Source organism: Trinickia camelliae, from assembly GCF_053525655.1.
The window spans coordinates 44,881-68,630 of sequence record NZ_JBCHAA010000015.1 but is presented as its reverse complement, the minus strand read 5'-3'; the positions used below and the strand labels follow the sequence as shown (position 1 = coordinate 68,630).

General features: G+C 64.6%; 22 protein-coding genes. 8 read left to right on the top strand and 14 right to left on the bottom strand.

What is annotated here, in order from left to right; all coding sequences use genetic code 11:
* Positions 1 to 21: 21 nt before the first annotated feature.
* The 3 genes from AAHK20_RS23450 to AAHK20_RS23440 form a co-directional block, all read right to left on the bottom strand.
* The gene (locus AAHK20_RS23450) at positions 22 to 732 is read right to left on the bottom strand and encodes a DUF899 family protein (RefSeq protein WP_449183891.1); all 711 of its coding nucleotides are present in this window, start codon (positions 730 to 732) and stop codon (positions 22 to 24) included.
* A gap of 25 nt (positions 733 to 757) precedes the next feature.
* Complete coding sequence (locus AAHK20_RS23445; protein ID WP_449183890.1) at positions 758 to 1,417, bottom strand: glutathione S-transferase family protein; 660 nt, start codon at positions 1,415 to 1,417, stop codon at positions 758 to 760.
* Between the two features lie 205 nt (positions 1,418 to 1,622).
* Positions 1,623 to 2,357 carry an SDR family oxidoreductase gene (locus AAHK20_RS23440; protein ID WP_449183889.1) on the bottom strand — a complete coding sequence of 245 codons (735 nt, stop codon included), beginning with the start codon at positions 2,355 to 2,357 and terminating at the stop codon, positions 1,623 to 1,625.
* Positions 2,358 to 2,460: 103 nt separating this feature from the next.
* Between AAHK20_RS23440 and AAHK20_RS23435 the strand changes: the two genes are divergently transcribed.
* The gene (locus AAHK20_RS23435; RefSeq protein WP_449183888.1) at positions 2,461 to 3,384 is read left to right on the top strand and encodes a LysR family transcriptional regulator; all 924 of its coding nucleotides are present in this window, start codon (positions 2,461 to 2,463) and stop codon (positions 3,382 to 3,384) included.
* 36 nt (positions 3,385 to 3,420) lie between these two features.
* On the opposite strand, the gene AAHK20_RS23430 is transcribed toward AAHK20_RS23435, so the two are convergent.
* Positions 3,421 to 4,278, bottom strand: coding sequence for a sigma-70 family RNA polymerase sigma factor (locus AAHK20_RS23430; protein ID WP_449183887.1), 858 nt, complete (start codon positions 4,276 to 4,278; stop codon positions 3,421 to 3,423).
* Between the two features lie 165 nt (positions 4,279 to 4,443).
* Between AAHK20_RS23430 and AAHK20_RS23425 the strand changes: the two genes are divergently transcribed.
* Complete coding sequence (locus tag AAHK20_RS23425; RefSeq protein WP_449183886.1) at positions 4,444 to 4,773, top strand: hypothetical protein; 330 nt, start codon at positions 4,444 to 4,446, stop codon at positions 4,771 to 4,773.
* A 67-nt stretch (positions 4,774 to 4,840) separates the two neighbouring features.
* Entirely contained in the window at positions 4,841 to 5,737 is an 897-nt protein-coding gene (locus AAHK20_RS23420; protein WP_449183885.1) for a LysR substrate-binding domain-containing protein, read from the top strand.
* 27 nt (positions 5,738 to 5,764) lie between these two features.
* Here AAHK20_RS23420 and AAHK20_RS23415 read toward each other — a convergent pair whose 3' ends face one another.
* Positions 5,765 to 6,526 (bottom strand): response regulator, encoded by a 762-nt coding sequence (locus AAHK20_RS23415; RefSeq protein WP_449183884.1) that lies wholly within the window; start codon positions 6,524 to 6,526, stop codon positions 5,765 to 5,767.
* A 315-nt stretch (positions 6,527 to 6,841) separates the two neighbouring features.
* Here AAHK20_RS23415 and AAHK20_RS23410 point away from each other — a divergent pair, with 315 nt between their 5' ends.
* Both AAHK20_RS23410 and AAHK20_RS23405 read left to right on the top strand, forming a co-directional pair.
* Positions 6,842 to 7,459 (top strand): HAD family hydrolase, encoded by a 618-nt coding sequence (locus AAHK20_RS23410; protein ID WP_449183883.1) that lies wholly within the window; start codon positions 6,842 to 6,844, stop codon positions 7,457 to 7,459.
* A 152-nt stretch (positions 7,460 to 7,611) separates the two neighbouring features.
* Positions 7,612 to 8,415, top strand: coding sequence for a PhzF family phenazine biosynthesis protein (locus tag AAHK20_RS23405; RefSeq protein ID WP_449183882.1), 804 nt, complete (start codon positions 7,612 to 7,614; stop codon positions 8,413 to 8,415).
* Positions 8,416 to 8,468: 53 nt separating this feature from the next.
* On the opposite strand, the gene AAHK20_RS23400 is transcribed toward AAHK20_RS23405, so the two are convergent.
* Positions 8,469 to 9,776 (bottom strand): APC family permease, encoded by a 1,308-nt coding sequence (locus tag AAHK20_RS23400; protein WP_449183881.1) that lies wholly within the window; start codon positions 9,774 to 9,776, stop codon positions 8,469 to 8,471.
* Positions 9,777 to 9,925: 149 nt separating this feature from the next.
* Between AAHK20_RS23400 and AAHK20_RS23395 the strand changes: the two genes are divergently transcribed.
* On the top strand, positions 9,926 to 10,891 hold the full coding sequence (locus AAHK20_RS23395) for a helix-turn-helix transcriptional regulator (protein WP_449184038.1): 966 nt from the start codon (positions 9,926 to 9,928) through the stop codon (positions 10,889 to 10,891).
* 132 nt (positions 10,892 to 11,023) lie between these two features.
* Here the strand turns inward: AAHK20_RS23395 and AAHK20_RS23390 are convergent, their stop codons facing one another.
* The 5 genes from AAHK20_RS23390 to AAHK20_RS23370 all read right to left on the bottom strand — a co-directional run bounded on the left by AAHK20_RS23390 (position 11,024) and on the right by AAHK20_RS23370 (position 17,831).
* A complete protein-coding gene (locus tag AAHK20_RS23390) occupies positions 11,024 to 11,734 on the bottom strand; it encodes an outer membrane protein (protein WP_449183880.1) in 711 nt (236 codons plus the stop codon).
* Between the two features lie 276 nt (positions 11,735 to 12,010).
* Entirely contained in the window at positions 12,011 to 12,190 is a 180-nt protein-coding gene (locus AAHK20_RS23385) for a hypothetical protein (RefSeq protein WP_449183879.1), read from the bottom strand.
* 20 nt (positions 12,191 to 12,210) lie between these two features.
* A complete protein-coding gene (locus tag AAHK20_RS23380; RefSeq protein ID WP_449183878.1) occupies positions 12,211 to 12,480 on the bottom strand; it encodes a hypothetical protein in 270 nt (89 codons plus the stop codon).
* Positions 12,481 to 12,699: 219 nt separating this feature from the next.
* Complete coding sequence (locus AAHK20_RS23375; protein WP_449183877.1) at positions 12,700 to 17,175, bottom strand: DEAD/DEAH box helicase; 4,476 nt, start codon at positions 17,173 to 17,175, stop codon at positions 12,700 to 12,702.
* A gap of 149 nt (positions 17,176 to 17,324) precedes the next feature.
* Positions 17,325 to 17,831, bottom strand: coding sequence for a metal-dependent hydrolase (locus AAHK20_RS23370; RefSeq protein ID WP_449183876.1), 507 nt, complete (start codon positions 17,829 to 17,831; stop codon positions 17,325 to 17,327).
* A gap of 305 nt (positions 17,832 to 18,136) precedes the next feature.
* On the opposite strand from AAHK20_RS23370, the gene AAHK20_RS23365 reads away from it, so the two are divergent.
* On the top strand, positions 18,137 to 18,643 hold the full coding sequence (locus AAHK20_RS23365) for a hypothetical protein (protein ID WP_449183875.1): 507 nt from the start codon (positions 18,137 to 18,139) through the stop codon (positions 18,641 to 18,643).
* A 42-nt stretch (positions 18,644 to 18,685) separates the two neighbouring features.
* On the opposite strand, the gene AAHK20_RS23360 is transcribed toward AAHK20_RS23365, so the two are convergent.
* The 3 genes from AAHK20_RS23360 to AAHK20_RS23350 form a co-directional block, all read right to left on the bottom strand.
* A complete protein-coding gene (locus tag AAHK20_RS23360; RefSeq protein WP_449183874.1) occupies positions 18,686 to 19,399 on the bottom strand; it encodes a BPSS1780 family membrane protein in 714 nt (237 codons plus the stop codon).
* A 152-nt stretch (positions 19,400 to 19,551) separates the two neighbouring features.
* A complete protein-coding gene (locus AAHK20_RS23355; protein ID WP_449183873.1) occupies positions 19,552 to 20,556 on the bottom strand; it encodes a lipase secretion chaperone in 1,005 nt (334 codons plus the stop codon).
* 4 nt (positions 20,557 to 20,560) lie between these two features.
* On the bottom strand, positions 20,561 to 21,730 hold the full coding sequence (locus tag AAHK20_RS23350; RefSeq protein WP_449183872.1) for an esterase/lipase family protein: 1,170 nt from the start codon (positions 21,728 to 21,730) through the stop codon (positions 20,561 to 20,563).
* Between the two features lie 304 nt (positions 21,731 to 22,034).
* On the opposite strand from AAHK20_RS23350, the gene ggt reads away from it, so the two are divergent.
* Complete coding sequence (gene ggt, locus AAHK20_RS23345) at positions 22,035 to 23,729, top strand: gamma-glutamyltransferase (RefSeq protein ID WP_449184037.1); 1,695 nt, start codon at positions 22,035 to 22,037, stop codon at positions 23,727 to 23,729.
* The last annotated feature ends 21 nt before the right edge of the window (positions 23,730 to 23,750 follow it).

Below are 23,750 nucleotides of genomic sequence, written 5' to 3'. Positions count from 1 at the left end.
AACAAGCCCTGGCCGCGTGGCTTAAGCGGGGTAGTCGAGCTTTGGATACCAATGCGGGTCGCGGCCTTCGGGCGTCATGTCGAGGATGGTCCAGATCGGCATGAGATCCGGCGCGCCGCGCGGGTCCTGGCCGGGGTCCGACGTTTCGTCGCCCATCTCGCCGGCCCAGAAGTGACGGATCGTGCCGTCGCGCCGCGTGAAGACGTTGAGCGCCGGATCGTCGCCGCCTTCCTTCGTGATGGCGTGGTAGTCGCGGCTGAAATGACCGTTCACATCGGAGTAGAGCTTCAGGTCGCGCCAGCCGCGTCCTTTCTTGACGGCGACGAGGCGTTCGATCGGCGAGCGGGCGACGATCGCGAGCGCCACGCGCTGCCCGATATCGCGCGCCTCGCCGTTCCATGCGCCAAGCAGCGACGTGCACATCGGGCACGGACGTTCGCGCTGCGGGCCGAACATATAGCTGTAGACGACCAGCGTGTCCTTGTCGCCGAAGAGCCCCGCGAAATCGAGCGGGCCGTTCTCGCTTTGGAAGCGGTAGTCGCCGGTCACGAGGCCGCCCGGCGGCAGCGCGCGGCGCAACTCGGCGACGCGCTCGATATGGCGGCGCAATTCGATCTCTTCGGCGAGCAGCGCAGTGCGCGCGCGGCGGTATTCGGCGCTTTCGTTCGGGATCGTCATGCCGTTGCGCTTGGCGAGTTCGGCGGCGGGGATGAGGGCTGGAGTCGATGCCATAGTCAGTCTCCTTGCAGAGTTGAGATCAATCGCGATCGGGTGCGCCGAGAGGAAAGAACGAGCGATAGGGGCGCCCTTCGTCGACCGCCCGCGCAAACGACGACCGCTTCAACAGCCGTTGCCGGTACGCGATGACATGCCGGAAATCGGCGCCGATGCGATGCGTCCAATCGGCGTAGAACAGGGACGGCGCGGCGCTGCAATCGGCGAGGCTGAAGCTGTCGCCCGCGGCCCACTCGCGGTTTGCCATGACGTTGTCGAGCCAGGCGTAGGCGGTCTCCAGCATCGCCCGTGCCTCGGCGGCGCCGCGTGCGTCGCGCTCCGGCTCCGGACGCATCGCGTCGAAGACGATCTTTTGCACAGGCGTCGTGACGTAGTTGTCGAAGAAGCGGTCCATGAAGCGGACTTCGAGCGCCTCGCGCGGATCGTTTGGAAGCAGCGCAACCGGCCCGGGATAGTGAAGCCCGAGGTACTCGATGATGATGGTCGACTCGCGGATCGTCCGTCCCTCGTCGACGAGCATGGGGAAGCGCTTGATCGGCCAGAGCGCCGCGAACTCGGCCATCACCTGCGGGTCGTCTTGCGATAGCTCGCGGTATTCAAATGGCGTGCTGTTTTCGTAGAGCGCGATCAGGACCTTTTGGCAGTAAAGCGAAAACGGGTGGGCGTAGAGCTTTAATGACATCGCTAGTCTCCTTGGGCGTCGATGGGAACGTCATCAAACAAACAGATAGCGCAAAAGTGGCGCTTTATCCAACGACGAACGAGGCAGGACGAAATCGACACGGCGCCTAAAAAACTTTCGGCCGTTCTCTCGCGCGTTTCTGTTTGCTGATGCGTTCCCGGTTCGGCGTACGCCCAGGAACGGCGGCTCGGGCTCACGCTTGCGCTTAGACGAAGCGGCCCCCGCCGTCGACATGGAGAATTTCGCCGTCCACGTACCCGTTGGTGAGCAGGAAGGTCACGGCCTGCGCGATCTCGTCCGCGCGCCCGATGCGGCCGCCCGGCAAGGTCGCGGCGGCTTCCGTTATGACGGTGTGGCGACTGTCCGGGCCGAACACGTCGAAAAGCGGCGTGTCGACGAAGCCGGGCGACACGACGTTGACGCGGATCGGCTTCAGTTCGAGCGCGAGCGAGCGCGCCAGCGCTTCGATGCCGCGCACGGCCGCTGCCAGCACGGCGGTGCCGTGGCCCGACGGGCGGTCCGACAGCTGCCCGCCGGTCAGGACGATCGAACCCGTCGGTGGCATCAGCGGCAACGCTGCCTTGATCGCATAGAGCGGGCCGGCAAAGCGTTCCTGCAGGGCGGTCAGCAAGTGATCCGGGTCGGTGTCGGCGAGCCGGCCAACCGTGAAGCTGCCCGCGGTGATCACAAGATGGTCGACGCGCTCCATACCGGCGAACACAGATTCGACGCCCTTTCTATCCGCGATGTCGGCCACTGCCGTGGCGGCGCCTCCGATCTCTCGCGCGGCGGCGTCAAGCTTGGATTGCGTACGCCCGACGAGCGTGACCCGCGCGCCATGCGCTTTTGCCGCGACGGCCGTCGCCAAACCGATGCCCGAGCTTCCGCCGAAGATGACGACGTGGGCGTCTTCAAGACTTGCGTGCGTTTCGATACTCATGAGTGTCCTCTTTGCTGGAGTGAAGATCGGCGAACGTTATGTCATTCCGATTCGAGCGGGAACGTGTGAAAATCGAATATGGGCCATGCCATAGGGGAATGACTTGGATTCGCTTCAATCCATGCGGCTATTCGCGCGTGCCGTCGAGTTGGGTAGCTTTTCGGCGGTCGCGCGCGAAGAGAACATGAGCCAGCCGACGATGAGCAAGGTCATCGCGGCGCTGGAAAAAAACCTCGGCGTTCGCTTGCTCGAAAGAACCACGACGAGCCTCACGCCGACCGACGAAGGCAAACGGTTTTACGAGCGCTGCAAACAGGTGGTCGAAGAGTACGCAGAAGCGGTAGCGGACGTTCGCGGACAGACGCAGCGCCCTGTGGGGAGGTTGATCGTGAGCGCGCCGTTGGGGCTGGGCGAGCTGCGGCTCAATGCGCTGATGCTGGAGTTTCTCGCGCAATACCCCGAAATCGAAGTCGATCTGATCCTGAACGACCGCGTGATCGATCTCGTCGAGGAGGGTGTCGACGTCGCCATCCGCATCGGCGGCGATCTCCAGCCGAACGTCGTTGCTCGGCACATCGCGACTTCGACGCGCGTGCTGGTGGCGACGCCCGAGTACGTCAAGCGGATGCCGAAATTGCGCCGGCCGGAAGATCTGGCGGAACACGAATACATCAAATACGCGCGCTCGGATATCTCGAGCCGGCTTGAATTTACCAAGGATGACGAAACAATTGTCGTGCCGACTCGAGGGCGCTATCGCGTCAACAGTTCGACGGCCTTGCGCGAGTGCTTTCTGGCGGGGATCGGTGTAGGCAGCGCGCTTGCCTGGCTGGTTCAAGACTTGATCGACGCGGGTAAGCTGGTCCGTCTGCTGCCTCGGTGGAACATGGTTTCGCAGCCGATACACCTCGTGTATCCGTCGCGCCGGTACCAGCCGCTCAGGACGCGCGCCTTGCTCCAGTTCATGGCCGAACGTATCCCGGGGCTGCCGGGGCTTCGTGCGCCCGAAGTCCGGCGCGGGCAATGACCCGCCGCGAGACCGAGGCCGAGGCCGAGAATCACATCACAGGCTTCGTACCTCCAGGCTCTCCGCCACGTAAGGCGCGTACCGAAAGTCGCGGATAGCGGCGATGCGATTGCCGTCCCAGTCGAGCAGGATCACATAGGGGGCCGCCATGTTCGGATCGCTCGCGAGCAGCGCGAGGCGGCCCTCCGCCCAACCCACGGCGAGCCGGCAATCGATGGTCTGCTCGTAGCGCGTGAAGTAGATAGAGACGTCCTTGCGTCCGGCGAGCCGAAGCCGGTTGACCAAGTCGAGCCGCACTTCCTCGGAGAGCAGGTCGCGCAACGCGTCGAAGTCGCGAGCGTTGAATCGATCGGCGTAGCGCGTGAGCCGTTCGCGGTCGTCTTCGGAGAGGCTCGGTATCGAATGGTCAGGCGTATCGACGAGTTCCTGGAGCCGGACACGGCCGCGATGCAGCGCCGACTTCACGGCCGCAAGACTGACGTCGAGGATCTCCGCGGTTTCGTCGAGCGAATAGCCGAGTACGTCCGCGAGCACCACAGTCGAGCGCTGAATCGTCGACAGATGCAGGAAGTTTGCGAGACTCGCCGCCGCCGCGACGCGCGCATCGGCGTGCGCGGTGTGATCGGCCAGATTCGACAGCGCCTCGTCCGATTCGACGAAGCCTTGGCGTTTTCGGCGGCGCAGGGCGTCGAGCGCCGCGTTATGGGCGATGCGCAGCAACCAGCTTTCCGGATGATGAATTTCGCCGGCGGCGGGGAAAGCCTGGATCGCACTCGCGAGTGCGTCCTGCACGACATCTTCGCCGTCGAACGCCGAGCCGACCATGCGCGTGCAGTACCGATGCAAGCGCGGGCGCAGGTCCACCATCAATTGTGCAAAACCGTCCGAATCCAAGGCGCAAGTCTCCTTTTTGCTAGCGGCCATATCGGTAGACGTTTGGGTCTGCCCAAAGGATTCGCCTGCGAACAAATATTTTTTCCGCGAATCCTTTGCGTGGCGCACATCGTCTTTGGCGTTATCGACACACTTCCGTGTCGAGTCCTTTGAAAGGAAAACGTCATGCAACGAGCTGTCTTTGTTCGCTATACCGTGAAGCCGGAATGCGCGGCCGAAAACGAAACGCTTGCGCGGGCCGTGTTCACCGAGCTTCGTGAAGCCAAGCCCGAGGGCGCGGCCTATGCCGTGTTCAGAAACGGTCTCGAGTTCGTCCACATCTTCGTGAACATGGCCGCGGACGATTCCGCCGTCATCACGGAGTTGCCGAGCTTCAAGGCGTACTCCAAGGATATCGCCGCGCGCTGCGAAACGGAGCCGCAGGTGGCTCGCTTGGGCGTCGAGATGCTGGAATCTTACGGCTTCGCGGCAACGCAAAAGAGCGGGCGAGGCTAGCGCTGCGCCCAAACGAAAGCGAGGATAATCCGGCCAACATCAAAGAAAATCTTATGGCCGGTTATCCATGCGTCCCCGTCTACCGCTTAACGCGCTGCGCGCCTTCGAATCGTCCGCCCGGCACCTGAGCTTCACGCGCGCGGCGCTCGAATTGAGCGTGACGCAGGCGGCGGTCAGCCAGCAGGTCCGTTCGCTCGAGGACCGGCTCGGTGCGACGCTGTTCAAGCGGCTGCCGCGCGGCTTGGCCATCACGGACGAGGGGCGCGCCTTGCTGCCCGTCCTGACGGACGCGTTCGGCCGCATCGAAAACGTGCTCAAGCAATTCGAGGGCGGCCATTTTCATGAAGTGCTCACGGTGGGCGTCGTCGGCACGTTTGCGGTGGGCTGGCTGATGCCGAGGCTCAAGCGCTTTCGCGAGCACCATCCGTTCGTCGAATTGAGGCTGCTCACGAACAACAATCTCGTCGATCTCGCGGCTGAGGGGCTGGATGTGGCGATTCGCTTCGGCGACGGCGTCTGGCCCGCGACGCACAACGCGCTGCTGCTCGATGCGCCGCTCAGCGTGCTGTGCACGCCGCGCATTGCGAAGCGGCTTGCCGCGCCGTCCGATCTGGCGAAGGAAATTCTATTGCGTTCGTATCGCGCGGACGAATGGGACAAGTGGTTCGAGGCGGCGGGACTCGAACCGTGGCCGGTCAACGGCCCGGTGTTCGATTCGTCTCGGCTGATGGTGGAAGCCGCGGTGCAGAGCGCGGGCATCGCGTTGGCGCCGCCGCGGATGTTCGTCCGTGAACTGCAAGCCGGGTTGCTGGCCTGCCCGTTCGATACCGAGGTGAAAACGGGCAGCTACTGGCTCACCTGGCTGAAATCGCGTCGCATGTCGCCTGCGATGCAGTTGTTTCGTGACTGGATTCTCGATGAGGCAGGCAATGACACGGCCTATTGTGGCGACGACGACTTGTGATTCGTGAGGAAAGCGGCCTCGCGAACATCAATGCGCCACCGGCACAGGATGTTCTCCATCCGGCACGAACACGTAGCCGCGACTGCGCACGGTTTGAATGAACCGCGGCGACGAGGGGTTGGTTTCCAGCACGCGGCGCAGTCGCCAGACTTGCACGTCGATGCCGCGGTCGGTGCCGTCGTATTGCGGCCCGTGCAGCAACTCCATCAGGCGTTCGCGCGTGAGCGTGCGCATCGGGTGATTGACGAAAATCTTCAAGAGCGCGAAGTCGCTGCTCGTTAGCGTCAGCGCTTTGTCTTCGAGCGACACCGTGCGCGCGTGGAAGTCCAGCGTGAAGCGGCCGAACGTATAGGTCGTGCGTTGTTCCGGGGGCCGGCCATCCGGGGGCCGGCCATCAGGAGCGGCGGCGATGGCCGCCACCGCACGGCGTCTGCGCAATATCGCCCGCACGCGCGCGAGCAACTCGCGAGGATTGAATGGCTTGCCGAGGTAGTCGTCGGCGCCCATTTCGAGGCCGATGATGCGATCGATGTCGTCGGTGCGCGCGGTCAGCATGATCACCGGAATGTCGTCGCCGGACGCGCGTAGTTTGCCGAGCGCCGTGAGGCCGTCGCCGTCCGGCATCATCTGGTCCAGCACGATCAGGTCCGGACGCTCCAGCTCCAAGCGACGCGAGAGCGAACCCGCGCCATGCAGCACCGACACCTCGATGCCTTCGCGCCCGAGGAACTCGCGCAGCAGTTCGCGAAGCTCGAAGTCGTCGTCGACGACAAGGATTTGAGTGTTCATGGCATGAGACTGTCAGAGGCTGAACGCGGATTGCCGGCGCATGCGGCGAGCCGCGCGGCACGTTCTGCAGCGCGGGCTTACAACGTTGTCAGCAAAGGATCGTTCGGCCGGTAGGCCGGACTATCTGGTTCTTAAACGGGGGGAGCGTGGGGAATCCGTCGCTGCGGGAGAAATTTTTTTGCACGTCGCGACAGACGATTGCCATGGATCGAGGGGCGTTTCGTTAAGGCACAATACAAAGCTTCAGCCTTCCGGAAATAGCGTCGCCGGACGGCCGTCATCCAGCATCCCGCAGGCTTTCGAAGCGAGGCCGACATGCTCACCCCATCGATAGCGCTGGTCCTGTTCGACATGGAGGGCGTCCTGTCTCGCTACGATCGAGCGGCGCGCGTCGATCGCTTGGCGGCGATAACGGGCCGGCCGCCCGAAACCGTGCGGCACGCCATTTGGGGCTCGGGACTGGAAGCGCAGGCCGACGCGGGCATCCTCGGCGACGACGCGTATTTACACGCTTTGGGGAAGTTGCTCGGCTGCCGTGTCAGCCGCGACGACTGGCTGGCCGCCCGCCATGCGTCGATCACCCCGAATGCGGAAGTGCTCGCGCTTGCCGAGCGAGTGGCTAGGCAGCACAGGATTGCCGTGCTGACCAACAACTGCCGGCTCGTGGCGGACCATATCGGCTATTTGAATCCGCCGGTCGCGAAGGTTTTTGGTCCGCACGTTTATGTGTCTGCTTCATTTGGCGCTGCGAAACCGGCAGCGCAAACGTATTTGCGCTGCCTGGAAGGGCTCGGCGTGAGCGCGGCCGAAACGCTCTTCATCGATGACACCGACGCCAACGTCACGGGCGCGCTCGATGCCGGTTTGCAAGCGTACAAGTTTGTCGATGCCGACTCGTTATCCGTAGAACTCGCGCGCCGGCAATTGATTTGACTGGTGCCACGCGATTAAGGCGTCGTTCTCGAAGCCGTATCGGTGACTGGCCTGCTACTCGGCTGCGAACTGTACCTGTGCTCGCGTCCGAACCGCCGATATCGTGTGTGCTGCATCGCCAACACATCTAACGACGAAAGTACGGGCCGCCAATGAAGCTTCGGATCTATCAGGTCGACGCATTTACCAGTCAAGTCTTTGCAGGGAACTACGCGGCGGTCGTCCCGCTGGATTGCTGGCTTCCTGACGCTTTGATGCAAGCCATCGCCACGGAGAACAACCTGTCGGAAACGGCGTTCTTCGTGCGCAGAGCCGACGGCGCATTCGATATCCGCTGGTTTTCTCCGCTCACCGAAATCGCGTTTTGCGGGCATGCGACGCTCGCGGCCGCCTATGTGATCTTTCGGCACATGGAGAGCTGCGACGTCTTGGCGTTCGAAGCGAAGTCGGTGGGCCGGTTGAGTGTTCGCCGCACGTCCAGCGGTCTCATCGAAATGAGCTTCCCGCAGCGCCGGCCAGAAAAAGTCGCTGAGATCCCTGCGAATCTGCTGAAAGGCTTGTCGATACCGCCACGGGAATGGCTGATCAATCAGCAAGCCTATATCGCCGTCTACGATACCGAACGCGAGGTCCGCTCCGTCGTGCCCGAACTGAGCTTGCTCGCCACGCTCGGTCCGCTCGACGTCGCCGTGACCGCGCCCGGCGATGAACACGATTTCGTCTCGCGCTACTTCTGGCCCGCGAACGGCGGCGACGAAGATCCAGTGACCGGTTCGATTCACGCGGCACTCGCGCCGTTCTGGTCCGAGCGCCTCGGCAAGACCGATCTCGTAGCCATGCAAGCTTCGCGCCGCGGCGGGCTGCTGCATTGCCGCGTCGACGCCGATCGCGTGTCTGTCTCGGGCAGCGCGGTGCAATACCTCGAAGGGGTCATCGAGGTTCCGGAAGATGTGTAAGACACTCGGGAAACAAACTCATGATCGCAATGAGCCCGGAGCATGCAGTGGAATTATTTACGTCTAAACCGTGACATATCGCGCGCCGGCTTCCGCACACGCAAATAAAGCAACGCGCTCGCCGTGATGAAAAGCGGCCACAGCAAATACCACCCCGTCATCACCAACAAAAACGCGACCGCCACGAGCGCGACGAGCGCGCATCGATGCGCGCCGCTGCCGCGCGGCAGCAACCGCAGCGCGGCCGCCGTGCCCAGCGCGTAGACGGTGACGAACGAACCGGTCGTGATCAGCACGAGCGCCTTCGGGCCGACGCCCGCCACGATCGTCACGAGCATGGCCACGCCGGCCAGCACCGCGATCACCGCGAGGCTGCGGCGTGGCACGTCGCCCACGCTGCTGCCGTGCGCGAGCCACTCGGGCAGCGCGCCGTCGCGTCCGAGCGCGGCGCCGAGCTTGGCCGCGCCCGCGTAGTACGCGTTCATGGTCCCGAGCGTCAACAGCACGGCCGCACCCGCCGCGAGCACCTGCACCTTGCCGCCGATGCCGATCGCGAGCAGCTCGGCAAGCGGCGCGCGCGACGTCCCAGCCGCCGGTCCGAGCACCAGCACGCTTGCCGCCGCCACCGCGAGATACAGCACGCCGACGACCACGACGGCAACGATCGTCGCGCGCGGCAGGTCGTGCGCCGGGCGGCGGAATTCCCCTGCGAGATGCGTGATCGCCTCCCATCCGGCGAAGCTCCAGACGAGCAGCGCCGCAGCCGGCCCGATCGCGAGCCAGCCATGCGGCGCGAACGGATGCAGGTTCTCGACGCGCGCATACGGCAGCGATGCGATCACGGCGGCAAGCAGCAACGTGACGAGCAGCGCGGAGAGCACGAGCTGCACGCGCCCGGAGATGTTCACGCCGAACGCGTTGCCGAAGGTCACCACGGCCATCAGCGCGACCGCCGTGATCAACGTGACCGACTCCCCGCCGCCGAGCGCAGCGGACACATAGGCGCCGCAGAAAATCGCCGCAGCGGGCGAACCCGCGGGCACCGCGAAGTAAAAACACCAGCCGACCACGGCCGCGGCCTTGGGCCCGAACGCGCGGCGCACATAGGTCGAGACGCCGCCCGAATCCGGATAGCGAGCGCCGAGCGCGGCGAACGTCGCGGCGAGCGGCGCGGATATTAGAACCAGTGCGAGCCACGCAAAAAGCGATGCGGGGCCGGCGACCTCGGCGGCGAGCGCGGGCAGCGCGATGACGCCGGTGCCGAGCACCGCGCCGATATAGAGCGCCGAGCCTTGCACGACAGTGAGCTGGCCAACGGCGTGGGGCGGGGCGTCGCAGAGCTTCAGGGAGGTTTGGGTCATGGGCGAGCGTGTCTCGATGTTTGAGCGCTTCGTGAGCGCTTTTTGGTTTCGGTTCCGTTGCGGTTCGATCGTTATAATCCGCAATAGCTGACAGATGATGTCAGGTATTTTCGGGCGAGGAAAAATTGCGAACGAGCCGGCTCGTGTCGATGCTGCTTCTGCTGCAAATCAAGGGCCGCGTGACGGCGCAGGCGCTTGCGGAGGAGTTCGAAGTGTCGATCCGCACGATCTATCGCGACGTCGAGCAACTGAGCGCCGCAGGCGTACCTGTCTACGCGGACCGTGGGCCGGGCGGCGGTTTCGCGCTGCTCGGCGGCTATCGCGCGCACTTGACCGGCATGACGAAGGCCGAGGCGGAGACGCTGCCGATCGCCGGCCTCGCGGACGCCGCCTCGGCGCTCGGCGTGGCCGACGAGTTTCATTCGGCGCAACTGAAGCTCGTGACCGAGCTGCCCGACGCCGCCGCGGATACGTCGCGCATCGGCTCGCGTCTTTTTGTCGATCCGGTCGATTGGTACAAACGTCCTGCCGCTGCGCCGCTTTTGCCGCAGCTTGCGCAGGCCGTGTGGGACGAGAAGCGGATCGCGATCGACTACGCAGGATGGGCCGCGAGCGGAGCGCGCACGCTCAAGCCGCTCGGGCTCGTGCTGAAGGCAGGGGATTGGTACCTGTTCGCAGGCGCCGTTCGTTCCGCTTCGCGAAGAAGCTCAGCCGAAGAAGACCGAATCTACAAGGTCGCCAACATCACGCATCTGACGGTGCTCGATGAAACGTTCGAACGCCCTGCGGGTTTCGCGCTGCGCGAGGCGTGGCTCGCGGCGGTCGAGCGTTTCGAGCGCGGGCTATTGAAGGGCGCTGCACGCCTGCGCGTGACCGACGAGGGCTTGTCGCGGCTGCATCGGATGGGCGCGGCGGCCGTCGAGCAGGCGCGCGTCGGGGAGAGCGTCGACGGCTGGCGCGAAGTCACGCTGCCGATCGAGCCGGTCGATTTTGCGGCGGAGCAATTGCTGCGGCTCGCGGGGCACGTCGAGGTGTTGGAGCCTGTCGAACTGCGCGAGCGGCTGAGGGAGGTCGCCGAGCAGATTGCGGTGCTGAATGCGCCGCAGCGGTGTTAATCGGCGTGCACGCTTGAATCCGCCGAGCGCGACGCTCAAGGCCGAGCTCAGCGAGCGTTGCGGCCGGGCGCTGCGTTTCGCTTCGAACACAAGACGAAGCGGCAGGCCCGGCGATTCGAGGAGGTGAGACGCTTAGAACGTCGAACGGGCGCCGAGGAAGAATTCGTTCGACATCAGGCGCGCCTTCAATTGCTCGTCGCGCGGCAGGACACCGATGGCGCCCATGCGGAAGTTGTTATAGCTCGTCTGCACGTTGCCCATGTCGACGAAACGATAGCCTGCTTCGACCGTCACGCGCTTGGTCACCTTGTAGTTGACGCCCGCGCCGAACGAATAGCTGAAGTTGTTCTGCGAGTTCTTGGCGAACGAGCGATTGGGGTTGCCTTGCCAGCCGTCGGCCGAGACGAAGGCCACGCCGAGACCGGCCATGCCGTAGAGCGAGAAGCCGCGGCCGACGTTGTAGTCGCGGTAGCCGTTGAACATCAGGCGCTGCGAGCGGACTTGGAAATGGTTGGCGTTGGCGGTGAACGGCGCCCAGTAGCTGTCGAAGCCAGCATCGCGCGGCAGTGTGTATTCGCCTTCCGTACGCCAGCCGTTGCCGAAGTCATAGCCGAGCGCGAGTGAGCCGTTGAGGCGGTCTTTCGTATCCGGTCCGCGGACCATGCCGGTCACGCGCGGGCTCGTCAGTTCCGTGCTCTTGACGGATTGCAGCATCTCCACGAGACGGGCCGCGCCGTAGTAGCCGCCCGCGTTCTCGACGCCCGATACGGGGGCGTCAGCGGCGAATGCGCTGCCGGTTGCCAGTGCGAGGGAAATCAGCGAGACGGTAACTGCCTTGTTCATGTGTCGAAACTCTCTTTCTTGGTGGGAGCAGTTGCTGCTCGGAAGCTGGAGAGTGTCGGTGACGCGTTACCTGGAAGGAATCAGACTCGTCCTAAGACGTGAAAGTAATTTGTAAATTAACAGAAAGAATATTGAATGATTCTCTCTGGCTCGGCATCGAGCGCTGTCCAGGATTTCACGAGCGTGGAACCCTGGACGTTTCGACATCAAACCCCAGCTGACGGCAGTTCGGAACGAGCCGCACCACCCTCATCGGAAGGTTCGAATGGCCGGTTGCTAGCGGCTATTTTGTTTGTAGAACGTATCGATATCCGCCTTGTAATTCTCGGCAGCGTCGACCACTTCCACCGTGTGCCCGGGCTGCAGCTCGGGCCGAAGCGAGGGCCCGCTGGCAGAGCCGTTCTCGAAGGTCGCGATGACCCGCCCGCTCGCATCCTTGACCAGATTGACTTTCATCGTTCGTCTCCTAAGCGCCGTTAAACGCCGTTGCTTTCGAAGTTGCCCGTGATGCCCTGATTGACCGGGCGGGCAAACTGATCCACCGCGTTGAGCGTAATGCCGTAGCTCGGCTCTCCGCCCGAATCGTTGTTGTGGACGAATACGGTGATGTCGGAAATCAGCGCGCCGACGTTGTTTTCCGCGCTCTGTAGCGTGAACGCGAAAGCTTCGTGATTGGTAATGTTCCCGCCCCAGACGAACCAGCGCAGCGGGCCGCCAGTCTGGGTAATCGTTTGCCACGTAGCCATCACAAACCTCCATTGAAGTTTTGAAGCGATTTGTCTATTCCCCGCGCCACTTGGACAACCTTCGTTGTCGCCATGGCCCGCGTGCCGTTCGATCCAAACGGTCACCGCAGGCCGGCGGATTCAGAGATGAAGGCGCCGGCAAATGTTCAGACGAATAGTCGGCCGCGTTTTTGAAGAACATGGCAAAGCTTTTCGAGGTATGGGTCGAAACGGCGACGCTCAGTAGCGGCGCGCCAGGCGCAGCCGCGCGTCTTCCTTCTCGCTCGCATCGAGTTCGTGCGCGTACTCGAACTTTCCGGCGATCAGCGTCGCGATCGGCACGCCGTCGCGAAACAGGACGCGGTTGCCTGCGAGCGCGGGGATCTTGTCGCCGGGCAGGATCGTGCCGACGAGATTGAGCGGGTCGGCGCCGCACACGCAGATCATCTGCGGTTGACTGGTTCCGCTTTGGCGTTGCTTGCGCGTCTCGCGCAGCAGTGGAATGGCTTCCGGCAGCGCGAACTGCTCGCCTGAAATGCCATTGACGAAGCGCCCGCCGCGCACCTGCCCGCGCGCTTCGAGCCGTTGCAGCACGCGCAGCAGGTCGCGCCAGCGCGGCAGCCATGCCGCCTCGCGTTCGAGCAGCAGCCAGCAGACGACGCCATAGCGGCGCAGTAGCGTCATCGCGATGTGTTCGAGGACTTCGGGCTCGGCGATATGCGATGAGGACGCCGTGGCGCGAGGCACCGCGATGGTGTCCGGGTTTGCTTCTTCCTCTTTCGACGCTGCGCGCAGCGGGCGCCGCACGAGCGCCCAACGGCCCGCGTCGTCCATCCCGCCGATCAGCGCGCCCGCGCGCAAAGGGCGGCCGCTGCGGCGGCGGGGTGCGCCGTGGCGCCCGGCGGCAGGCGTCAAGAGCGCGCGCAGGCCCGCGAAGCTATCCGAGTTCACGAGTCCGGCGGCGACGAGTTCGCCCAGCGCGGTCTCGAGCTCGACGCGCAGCAGATGCGTGTCGCCGAGCAGTTCGTCGAAGAACATCGCGCCGTGTTGCGTCAGCGCGTCATGAACGCGCTGCGCACGCGCCGACAGCTCCGGCTCAATCGACGGATCGCCGAGCGCATGCCAGGCGGCCAGCTCGCGGCGGGGCAGCAGCACGATCGGCGTCGTGCGCACGGGCGTGCTGGCGCCGTGCTGCGCGGGGCGAACGGAAAGGCGTCCGCCCAGACGCGTCCACACCACCTTGCCCGAGCGGCACAGCTCGTCGATGGCCGTGACCGAATAGTCCTTGAGCCGCGCGGGAAGAATCTCCTCCTCCCAAGCCGACGCAGCCGCCTCGAAGCCTTCGAGCTGATCGACGATGGCGGCGAGCGCATCGCGTCCTTCACCGCGCGTATCGGGCGTGAGGTGCTGCCATTGAAAGAGGAAGCGCATGAAGTCCGCGCGTTCGACCGGTTCGATCTCGCGTCGCAAGCGCCGCACCGTATAGCGATGAATGCGCGCAAGCAAATGCCGCTCGCACCATTCCTCTTGCTCGGCGCCGGGGCTGAAGCGGCCGCGCATCACGTAGCCTTCGCTTTCGAGCCGTACGAGCGCAGCCGCCACCGTCGACGCAGGCAGCGCGAGCGCGCGCGCAATCGCGGATACGGGCAACGGGCCGAAGCCGGTCAGCCGCGCGCGCACGACATCGGTGATGGCTTCGTCTTCCGTCCACGCATCGGTGAAGCCCTTGGGCGGCGCAAGACGAGGTTCGAGTCGAGCCTCGGGATAGATCGCGTGCAGACACATCACGCGCTCGGCGGGGAGCCACAGCGCATCGTTGCGCGCAACTTGCAGCCGTGCCGCGCGCCCCGACGCGGCCAGCGATTCGAGCCACGCGAGCCAGCCTTCGTGGTGGCGCGCTTCGGCGTCGGTGATGCACGCGAGGCCCGTCAGCGCTTCGTGCATTTCGTCGTCGCCGCGCACTTGCGGCCATGCTTCCTCGCGCACGCTCGCGATCGCGTCGGCATCGAGCGCGCCGAGGTCGTCCGCGCTTTCCGGGTCGCTCCAGCGCCGCGATAGCACGGCCTGCGTGCGGCGCTCTTCGAGCGGCGCGTCGTCGAGAAACGCGTACGGTTTCGCGTTCAGGATCTCGGCCGCGAGCGGCGACGGAGCGGGCAATTCGCGCGTGATCAGCGCGATCTCGCCGCGCTCGATCCGGCGCAGCAGCGCGAGCCAACCGTCGGCGTCCATCGCGTCGTGGAGGCAGTCGTCGATCGTTTGATCGACGAGCGGATGCGACGGCAGCTCGCGTTCGCCGACCACGTTCTCGAGGCACGCGACTTGATCGGGAAACACCGACGCCAGCAAGTCCTCGCTCTTCATCCGCTGCAATTGCGGCGCGGTCTTGCGGCCGCCCGTGTAGCGCGGCAACGCGAGCGACGTCGTCGCGTTCCAGCGCCAGCGCACGTTGAAGAGCGGCGCGTCGAGCAGCGCCTGGATCAGGATGTGCTCGGCGCTGTTCGAATGCAGATAGCGCCAGACGTCGTCGAGCGTGAAGCTGTGGGCGCCGGTGAGCGAGAGGACGATCGCGTCTTCGGTGGCCGCCGCTTGCAGCTCGAAGTTGAACGTGCGGCAGAAGCGCTTGCGCAGCGCGAGCCCCCAGGCGCGGTTGATCCGGCTGCCGAACGGCGCGTGGATCACGAGTTGGGTGCCGCCGGATTCGTCGAAGAAACGCTCCATGACGAGCGTGTCCTGGGTCGGCAGCACGGTGAGCGCGGCGCGCGCTCGCGCGAGGTAGTCGACGATTTGCTGCGCGGCGCTGTCGCTCAAGCCGAGTTCGTCGACGAGCCAGGCGATCGCGGGTGCGAGCGCTTGGGCCTGGGCGCGCTGCGGCGTGTGAGAGGGCGATTTGCCGTCCAGCAATCGATTGAGCTGGGAGCGCAAGCGCGCCACGGCCGCCGACAATTCATCGCTGCGCCCCGGCGCCTCGCCGAGCCAGAACGGAATGTTCGGCGCCTGCCCCTCCGCGTCCGCCACGCGCACGCGCCCCGGCTCCACGCGCAGGATGCGATACGAGGTGTTGCCCAATTGGAAGACGTCGCCCGCGAGGCTTTCGATCGCGAAGTCCTCGTTGACGGTGCCGATGTTGACGCCCTGCGGCTCCAGCAGCACGGCGTAATCGGCGTTGTCGGGAATCGTGCCGCCCGAGGTGACGGCCGTCAGCTTGCCGCCGCGCCGGCCGCGCAGCGTGCCGCTCACGACGTCGCGATGGATATACGAGCCGCGCGGCCCATGCCGGCTCGTATAGCCCTCCGCGAGCATGCGAAGCACGGCGTCGTACTGCTCGCGCGTGAGCGCTTCATAGGGCGACGCGTGCTTGAAGCATTCGAAGAGCGCGTCCTCGCTCCACTCGTCGCAAGCGACTTCGGCGACGATCTGCTGCGCGAGCACGTCGAGCGGCGCGCGCGGAATGACGAGCGCATCGAGCTCGCCGCGCTTCACGCAATCGATGAGGGTCGCACATTCGATCAGATCGTCGCGCGAGGTCGGAAAGAGCCGCCCCTTGGGCATGCCGCCGACATGGTGGCCCGAGCGTCCGACGCGTTGCAGGAACGCCGCGATCGCGCGCGGCGAGCCGATCTGGCAGACGAGCTCGACGTCGCCGATATCGATGCCGAGCTCCAGCGACGCCGTCGCGATCAGCACGCGCAGCTCGCCGCGCTTCAAGCGCTGCTCGGCATCGAGCCGATGCTCCTTCGCCATGCTGCCGTGGTGCGCGGCGACGGCGAGCTTGCCGAGCCGCTCCGTCAAATGACGAGCGGCGCGCTCGGCCATGCGCCGCGTGTTGACGAAGACGAGCGTCGTCTTGTGCGCGGCGGCGAGCTCGGCGAGGCGGTCGTAGACGCGCTCCCACACCTCGTTGGCCATCACGGCTTCGAGCGGAACGGGGGGGAGCTCCAAGGCGAGATCGCGCTGCCGGACGTGGCCGGTATCGACGATCTCGCAAGGCTCGCCCTCGTTGCCCTTGCCACCCTCGCCACCTTTGCCGCCGACCAAAAACCGCGCGACCGCTTCGATCGGCTTTTGCGTCGCGGACAGCCCGATGCGTGGCAAGCGCCGTTTGCAAAGCGCGTCGAGCCGTTCCAGCGAGAGCGCGAGATGACTGCCGCGCTTGCTGCCCGCCATCGCGTGAATTTCGTCGACGATGACCGTGCGCGTGGTGGCGAGCATGCGTCGGCCGGAATCCGACGACAGCAGGACGTACAGCGATTCGGGCGTCGTCACGAGAATGTGGGGCGCGCGTTTTCTGAGCGCGTTGCGCTCGGCTTGCGTGGTGTCGCCGGTGCGCACGGCAGTGCGGATCTCGACGGCGGGCAGGCCGCGCCGCGCGAGCTCGTCCGCAATGCCGGCGAGCGGTACGTCGAGGTTGGCGTGGATGTCGTTCGAGAGCGCCTTCAATGGCGAAACGTAGACGACCATCGTCTCGTCAGGCAGCGTGCCGCCGTGCGCGAGACCTTCGCGCACGAGCTCGTCGAGCGCGGACAGGAACGCGGTGAGCGTCTTGCCCGAACCGGTCGGCGCCGCGACGAGCGTCGAGCGGCCGCGCAGGATGTGCGGCCACGCGCGCGTCTGGGCGCTGGTGGGCGCGGAGAACGTCCGCGAAAACCAGGCCGCGACGACGGGATGGAAATCGGCCAGTGCCTCGGCAGACGGAGAGGGGCGCGGTTGACTGCTCATTGGCGCGACGTGAGGGCGTGTCGCGCGCATTCGCCGCGCGCGCAGCGCCCTGCTTTTCGGCTGGATAAACGGGAAGTTTGCCAGAGAGCGGGGTGGTGCGCTTGTGGTGGTGTTATGTCACCTGCTGTCAGCTGACAGCTCGATGATCGCTACAGACGCCGCAGAAAATGTGGCACGTTGATGCCGTCTACCCACACATGGCGACAGACAAAAAACGCGATGCCCCAGGCGGCGGCGACGATCAGCAGATCGCAATGCCCGCTGTTCCACCAATTCAGCGAATGGCGGCGCGCGATCCACGGCACGCCGAGCGGATTGGGCCAATCGGCGAGCAGATGCATGAGCCCGCCGCAGGCGAATCCGAACGGGAGTGCCGCCACGTGGTGATGCCGAAGCTGCAAGTACGACGCGACCAGCAGCGCAGCCCACGCGATGCCCCAATGCGTGAGCGTGCGATGCGTGATCCAAAGCCTGCGCGATTTCGACCACCACGCGAGTTCCAGCCAATCGGGCGCGGTGCCGCCCGCGATGCCGGCGAGACAGGCGAGCACGCTCCACACGTAGGCGGGCCCGCCCGCGCCCGCTCGAGTGACGATGGCGGCGGCGATGACGCCGGCGGCCCATCCGGTGGCGTGGTGTGCTTTGTTGGAAGCCATGATTGATAGCAGGCGAGGAGAGCGGCGCGCTAGGGCGCGGAGCGACGAAAACGGGCGCGTATCTTCGCAGATCGCCGCGCGCGCGTGTACAAGCGTTACACCTCGAAACGGACTGCCATCATGAATTTGATTCGCGAACTCAACTAACGGCCGTGCACGAGCGCCAGCGTTGCTTGGCCGAATGGCATAGGACGCACAAGCGTGCTTGCAAACGCGGGTAGAATCCATCGCTCGCGCTTCATTTCCGCGCAACACCCTCGCAACACCTTCGCACTCGAAACGCCGCTGCCATGACCGAAGTCCCAATGCCATCCTCTGACGAACCAACGCTCGATTCCATCGTGGACGACCAGTCCGACATCCGCGAACCGCGCTTATGGCGCTGCGACGGCTGGACCGCGCGCGTGATCAAGAACGAGGACGACGACGGCTGGGCCGTCGAGATGATTCAGGACGGCAAGGCGGAGCCGGCGCTGGTCGGCCCATGGACGATGGGCCGCGACAAGAAGAACCCCAAGCCGCTCGACCAGGCGGCGTTCAACACGCTCGTCAAGACGGCTTCCGAGGTGCTGCGCCGCCACGAGCAGCAGTTGCACGCGATGCTGCACAAGAGCGTGACGGTCTCGGGTGCGGCGGGCGATATCACGGTGACGCTCGATATCGTCCCGGACGAGTACGAACCGCACGCGATGCTGGCCGCTATCGACGAAACAGGCAGTGAGCTTGCGCGAGTCAAGACCGCGCCGAACTTCAAGCTGACGCAGGCCAGTGCCTCGAAATGGATTGAAAGCGACTTCGCGCGGCCGGGTTGAACGGCGCGGCTATATGAAGTGACGGGCGCCGGGTGCCCGATGTCAGGCCGATTCGTCAGATTCGATCGAAAAGATCTCGCGGCAGGCCGCGAATGTGGACAGATAGATCAGCGGCACGATCACGAGCAAGCCGAGCCCGAGCGTGACGATCGACGCGATCGCGAGTCCCGCGACGATCAATCCGTAGATCAGTGTCGGCCACATATTGCGGCAGGCGGCTTCGAAGCTCTGCTTGAGCGCGTCGACGGGCGCGGCATCGGTCAGCACGATGAGCGGTGGCGCGAGCCATAGCGCCATCGTGCCGCCCACGGCGGCCACGACATAGACGAGAACGAACAGCCACGGCACGTCGTGCCAGACGCCCGAGATCTGATGGCTCGGCACCGTCTTCAGCAGCAGCGAAAAGCCATCCGCCACGCTGCTGCCGGTCAGATCGCAAATGATCGTGATCAAAAACGCGAATACGCCTGCAGCGAAGAGCGGCTGGAGCTTGGCGCGCATGCCTTCGGTCACGTCGGCGATGCGCACGAGCCCCGTGGTGCGGCAGCGTTCGGCGGCGACGCAGACGCCGCCGGTCCAAAGCACCGCGAACACGGAATTCAGCGCGCTTGCGTAAGGTATCGACTGGAGGACCAGGCCGACGACCAGATTGATCACGCCGAGCGCGATCCAGATCCACGGATGCAGCCGGAACAGCGCCCATCCGTCGGCAATCCACTGTGCGCCTTGCCTGGCGGGAACGGTGCGCATGAGCATGGGGGACGGCTCCGCAAAGGTATGAGGGTCTGATGCCCGACTGTAACTAGCGGAGGTGACACGCGCAAGTGCGCTCGGTTGCCGAACGTTGGCTGGCGCTGGTAGAAAAACGAAACGCCGGCCGCTCTGATGAGGGCCGGCGTGCTCGCAGATCAGGAGCCGTCGAATGCGGCGGCGCGGCGGGCGTCGCCCGGATTGCTGAAGTACTGCTGCCGCAATTGGGCCAGTTGGCGCTCGCGATCCTCCGGTGCGAGGTGTTGCGCGTCGATCTGCGCGCGTTGCGTGGCGTACTGCGCGTAGCGATCTCGCCAGTCGCGCTCCTCCTGCGCGAAGTTCGCGGCCCGTTCAGCGGCTTCGGGGCCGAACGCCTGGGCCGCCGCCCGCGCCGCTTCGGGTGAGCCGCCCTGTTGCAGCGCTTGCTGGAGGTTTTGCCGCGCTGCATCGTCGCGGTGCTCGCGGGCCAGCGCTTCCCGCTTGGCGGCCGGCAGGCTCTGTTCGAGCGCTTCAAGCTGGCGGGCCTTCTCTGCGGCTGACAGCGACGTATCGGCCATGATTCGCACGCGAGCGAGGGAATAGCGCTGCTCGCTGAACTCGTCGGCGAAGAACACGTTCGCCCATTCGCCGAGTTTGTCCGAGGCGAGGCGTGCGCGCTGATCGATCGAGCGCGCTATCGAATCGAAGTCGAGGCTGGCGGCTGACGGGGGTTCGGTCTTGTCGTTGGCGGGCATTTGGTCGACCGCGTCCAGATAAGCGCGATAGCGTTCCCAAAGTTGCGTGGCCTCGCCTTCGGCGGGCTTGCCGGCGAGTTGCGCGTGAAGCGCCGCCGACACTTGCGCATTGAGCGCGGCGTCGCCGAGCTGGCTACGTGCGGTCAGGAAGTAGTCGAAGAAATCTCGGACGTCTCGGACACGGGCGAGATGGCCCTGCGCGTCGAGCGGCAGGCGTGGCGCCGTGGTGCCTTCGAGCGCCGCCGCAGCGACGCTTGCCGCGGATGCTCCGGTAATACTGGGCGGCGTCACGCCTTGCATCGAAGCGCTCGCCGCGGCTGCCGGCGCCGGATTCGCCGGCGTATTGCCGGCGCGCTGATAGATTCCGAACGCGGCGGCCGCGCCAACCGCGACCGCCGCAACTCCCCAAGTGATGGCGCGCAGATTCACGATCTCAGACCCCGTCGTTTTTCAGGCGGTTCAGGTGCGTCCGCATCACCGCGACCGGGTCTTCGGCACTGCCGCCGCGCACGCCGAGGAACTGGTTGATTTCGTCCAGATGGTTCCACTTGTAAGTGCCGATGACCTGGCCGTACATCGTGCTGCAGGTGGGGACGAAGCCGTCGTTGTCGCCCGATGAGAGGTTCGCGAGGAGGAGGCCGGACGCCAGCAGGGGGAGCGTCGAGGGGTCGTTGACGAGCGCCGAATCGAGGAACCAGCTCAGGCTCTTGTCGCTGACGATCTTGTAGCCGAAGAAGTTCGAAGATTGCATGGCCGCCCCCGTCCACGAGTACATGCGCTGCACGTTGCCGTCGACGCTTGCCGTCGCCGCGCCGGTTTTGCAGCTCTGCGCCGACAGGCCCTGGCTTGGGAACTTCGCGGTGTAGCTGGCCGCGCCGCTCGTGGTCATTTGCTTGAGCATCGCCAGCGTGTTCTGGAACGGCGTATAGACGTTGGTCGTGCCGTTCGCCACGCTGATGCCCATGCCGAGGGCGGTCAGTGCGGCGTTGACTGCGTCGGCGGCCTTTTGCTCGTTCATCAGCTTGATCGCCTGATCCATGAGCTCCGTGCCCTTATGAGGCGTGCCGATCGTCGTCACCGATGCGACCAGCGACGGCGCGACCGACGCGACGTAGCGCGCCGTCATCCCGCCCTGGTCATGGCCGATCAGGTTGACCTTCGTCGCGCCGGTTTCCGTCATCACGGTCTTCACGTAACTGAGCAGCTGCTCGCCGCGCCCGACGTTCGGCTCGATCAAGCCAGGAATGATGACTTGCTTGGCGTCGTCGCTGTTGAAACTCTCGAGATTCGCGACGTAGACCTTCGCGCCGTCGCGCTGCAACTGATCCTTGAAGCCGTAGAAGTAGTCGACGTTTTCGGACGGCAGCGTGATCGAGATGCCGAGCTGCTTCAAAAGCGTGTTGATCGTGACTTGCACCGTCGAGAGCGCGCCGCCCGAGAACGTCGCCGCGCCGCCGATGCCGGGCACCAGGATGACCGGATATTTAGTCTGCGCGTACTGCGGCGCCGGGGGAGTGTCGGCTGCCGCCGCCGGCTTGGAAAGCATGATCGCGCCGACGCACGCTGCGAGAATGGCCGCTTGAATTGTTTTGCTGTACGCCATGTAGCCGCTCCGAAAACGGGTTGAATGGCAGCGATTATCGGTTTGCGGGTTATCTCAAAACAGACCTGTGACGTTCATTTCGGAAAAGTCTTAGGGAAGTCGCGAGTAGATCAAGAAAGTTCGATTTTGAGAAATCGACTGACCGCTTCGCCCCGGAAGCACCATGATTTCCCGATGGCCTTGTTCGCAAACGATATAGACCGTGGTATACAAAGACCGGCAGTTTTTTACCTGACCCAAAGAGGACTTTCGTGGGAGACACCGAATGAATAGCCTGGACAAAGTCAAGAAAACCGTCGCCGCCATGGCCGTGATTGCGTGTGCGACTGCTTCAATCGGCTTCATCGAAAGCGCGCCGGCATACGCCAAGGCGCCAGCGGCACAGACACCGGTATTGAACGCCTCGGCCGTCGCGGTCGCCGACAAGTTCAGCGCGGACGCCGCCGAGCAGATCTTCAAGGAAGGCGGCAATGCCGTCGACGCCGCCGTCGCGATCGCCTTTACGCTCGCCGTGACCTACCCCGAAGCCGGCAACATCGGCGGCGGCGGGTTCATGACCCTCTATGTCGCCGGCAAGCCGTACTTCATCGACTATCGCGAGAAAGCGCCGCTCGCCGCCACGAAGACCCTGTACCTGGACAAGGACGGCAATGTCATCAAGGGCATGAGCCTCGTCGGCGCCAAGGCGGTCGGCGTGCCGGGCACGGTCGAAGGCATGTGGGAGGCGCAACGGCGCTTCGGCAAGCTCAAGTGGAAGCAAGTGCTCGCGCCGGCGATCCACTACGCGACCGACGGTTTCGAAGTCAGCGATCAATTGCAACAGCGCCGCGACGACGCAGCCAAGGATTTCGACGACAAGACCAACTTCAATAAGTATTTCGGGTCGATGAAGGCGGGCGAGACCTTCAAGCAGCCCGAGCTGGCGGCTACGCTCACGCGCATCGCGAACGAAGGCGCGAAGGGCTTCTATACCGGCAAGACCGCGGACCTCATCGCCGCATCGATGCGTGAGGACGGCGGCCTCATCACGAAGCGCGACTTGCTGCAATACAAAGCGATCTGGCGCCAGCCCGTGGAAGCGAACTGGAACGGCTATCGCGTGATTACGGCGCCGCCGCCGAGCTCGGGCGGCATCGGTCTCGTGCAGTTGCTGAAGATGAAGGCCTTCTTGAAGCCTCAGTTCGAGGGCGTCACGCTCGATTCGCCGCAGTACATCCACCTGATCTCGGAGATCGAAAAGCGCGTGTTCGCGGACCGCGCGCAGTATCTCGGCGATCCGGATTTCTACAAGGTGCCGATTGCGCAGCTGATCGACGATCCGTATCTCGCGAAGCGTTCGTCGGAGGTCGACCCGAACAAGCCGTCGGATACGAAGAGCGTGCAGCCGGGCCTCGGCACGTCGATGCCGGAGAAGGCCGAGACGACGCATTTCTCGGTGGTCGACAAGTGGGGTAACGCGGTCTCGAACACCTATACGTTGAACGGCTATTTTGGCTCGGGTGTCGTGGTGCCGGGCACGGGGATCGTGCTGAACGACGAGATGGATGACTTCTCCGCAAAGCCGGGCGTGGCGAACATGTTCGGCGTGGTCGGCAGCGACGCGAACTCGATCGAACCGGGCAAGCGCCCGCTTTCATCGATGACGCCGACCATCCTGACGAAGGACGGCAAGGTTGCGCTCGTGATCGGCACGCCGGGCGGCTCGCGGATCTTCACGTCGATTTTCCAGGTGATCAACAACGTCTACGACTTCAATATGCCGCTTAAGGATGCGGTTGCGGCGATGCGATTCCATCATCAGCTGTTGCCGCCGAATACGATTTTCTGGGAGCCGTATAAGCCGATCGATGGCGAGCTGGCGAAGGAAGTCGAAGCGAAGGGGTATGTGCTGAAGGCGCAGTCGTTTAACGGCGATATTCAGGTGATCAAGATCAATGACGATACGCCGGAGCCGGCGGCTGATCCGCGTGGGCGGGGGGTGACGCGGGTGGTGCAGTGATTTGAGGGATGCGAACGGGGG

Bases quoted from the DNA above. Each gene is read 5' to 3' on its own strand.
- AAHK20_RS23450 (WP_449183891.1), bottom strand. From the start codon at position 732: ATGGCATCGACTCCAGCCCTCATCCCCGCCGCCGAACTCGCCAAGCGC.
- AAHK20_RS23445 (WP_449183890.1), bottom strand. From the start codon at position 1,417: ATGTCATTAAAGCTCTACGCCCACCCGTTTTCGCTTTACTGCCAAAAG.
- AAHK20_RS23440 (WP_449183889.1), bottom strand. From the start codon at position 2,357: ATGAGTATCGAAACGCACGCAAGTCTTGAAGACGCCCACGTCGTCATC.
- AAHK20_RS23425 (WP_449183886.1), top strand. From the start codon at position 4,444: ATGCAACGAGCTGTCTTTGTTCGCTATACCGTGAAGCCGGAATGCGCG.
- AAHK20_RS23420 (WP_449183885.1), top strand. From the start codon at position 4,841: ATGCGTCCCCGTCTACCGCTTAACGCGCTGCGCGCCTTCGAATCGTCC.
- AAHK20_RS23415 (WP_449183884.1), bottom strand. From the start codon at position 6,526: ATGAACACTCAAATCCTTGTCGTCGACGACGACTTCGAGCTTCGCGAA.
- AAHK20_RS23410 (WP_449183883.1), top strand. From the start codon at position 6,842: ATGCTCACCCCATCGATAGCGCTGGTCCTGTTCGACATGGAGGGCGTC.
- AAHK20_RS23405 (WP_449183882.1), top strand. From the start codon at position 7,612: ATGAAGCTTCGGATCTATCAGGTCGACGCATTTACCAGTCAAGTCTTT.
- AAHK20_RS23400 (WP_449183881.1), bottom strand. From the start codon at position 9,776: ATGACCCAAACCTCCCTGAAGCTCTGCGACGCCCCGCCCCACGCCGTT.
- AAHK20_RS23395 (WP_449184038.1), top strand. From the start codon at position 9,926: ATGCTGCTTCTGCTGCAAATCAAGGGCCGCGTGACGGCGCAGGCGCTT.
- AAHK20_RS23390 (WP_449183880.1), bottom strand. From the start codon at position 11,734: ATGAACAAGGCAGTTACCGTCTCGCTGATTTCCCTCGCACTGGCAACC.
- AAHK20_RS23385 (WP_449183879.1), bottom strand. From the start codon at position 12,190: ATGAAAGTCAATCTGGTCAAGGATGCGAGCGGGCGGGTCATCGCGACC.
- AAHK20_RS23380 (WP_449183878.1), bottom strand. From the start codon at position 12,480: ATGGCTACGTGGCAAACGATTACCCAGACTGGCGGCCCGCTGCGCTGG.
- AAHK20_RS23375 (WP_449183877.1), bottom strand. From the start codon at position 17,175: ATGAGCAGTCAACCGCGCCCCTCTCCGTCTGCCGAGGCACTGGCCGAT.
- AAHK20_RS23370 (WP_449183876.1), bottom strand. From the start codon at position 17,831: ATGGCTTCCAACAAAGCACACCACGCCACCGGATGGGCCGCCGGCGTC.
- AAHK20_RS23365 (WP_449183875.1), top strand. From the start codon at position 18,137: ATGCCATCCTCTGACGAACCAACGCTCGATTCCATCGTGGACGACCAG.
- AAHK20_RS23360 (WP_449183874.1), bottom strand. From the start codon at position 19,399: ATGCTCATGCGCACCGTTCCCGCCAGGCAAGGCGCACAGTGGATTGCC.
- AAHK20_RS23350 (WP_449183872.1), bottom strand. From the start codon at position 21,730: ATGGCGTACAGCAAAACAATTCAAGCGGCCATTCTCGCAGCGTGCGTC.
- ggt (WP_449184037.1), top strand. From the start codon at position 22,035: ATGGCCGTGATTGCGTGTGCGACTGCTTCAATCGGCTTCATCGAAAGC.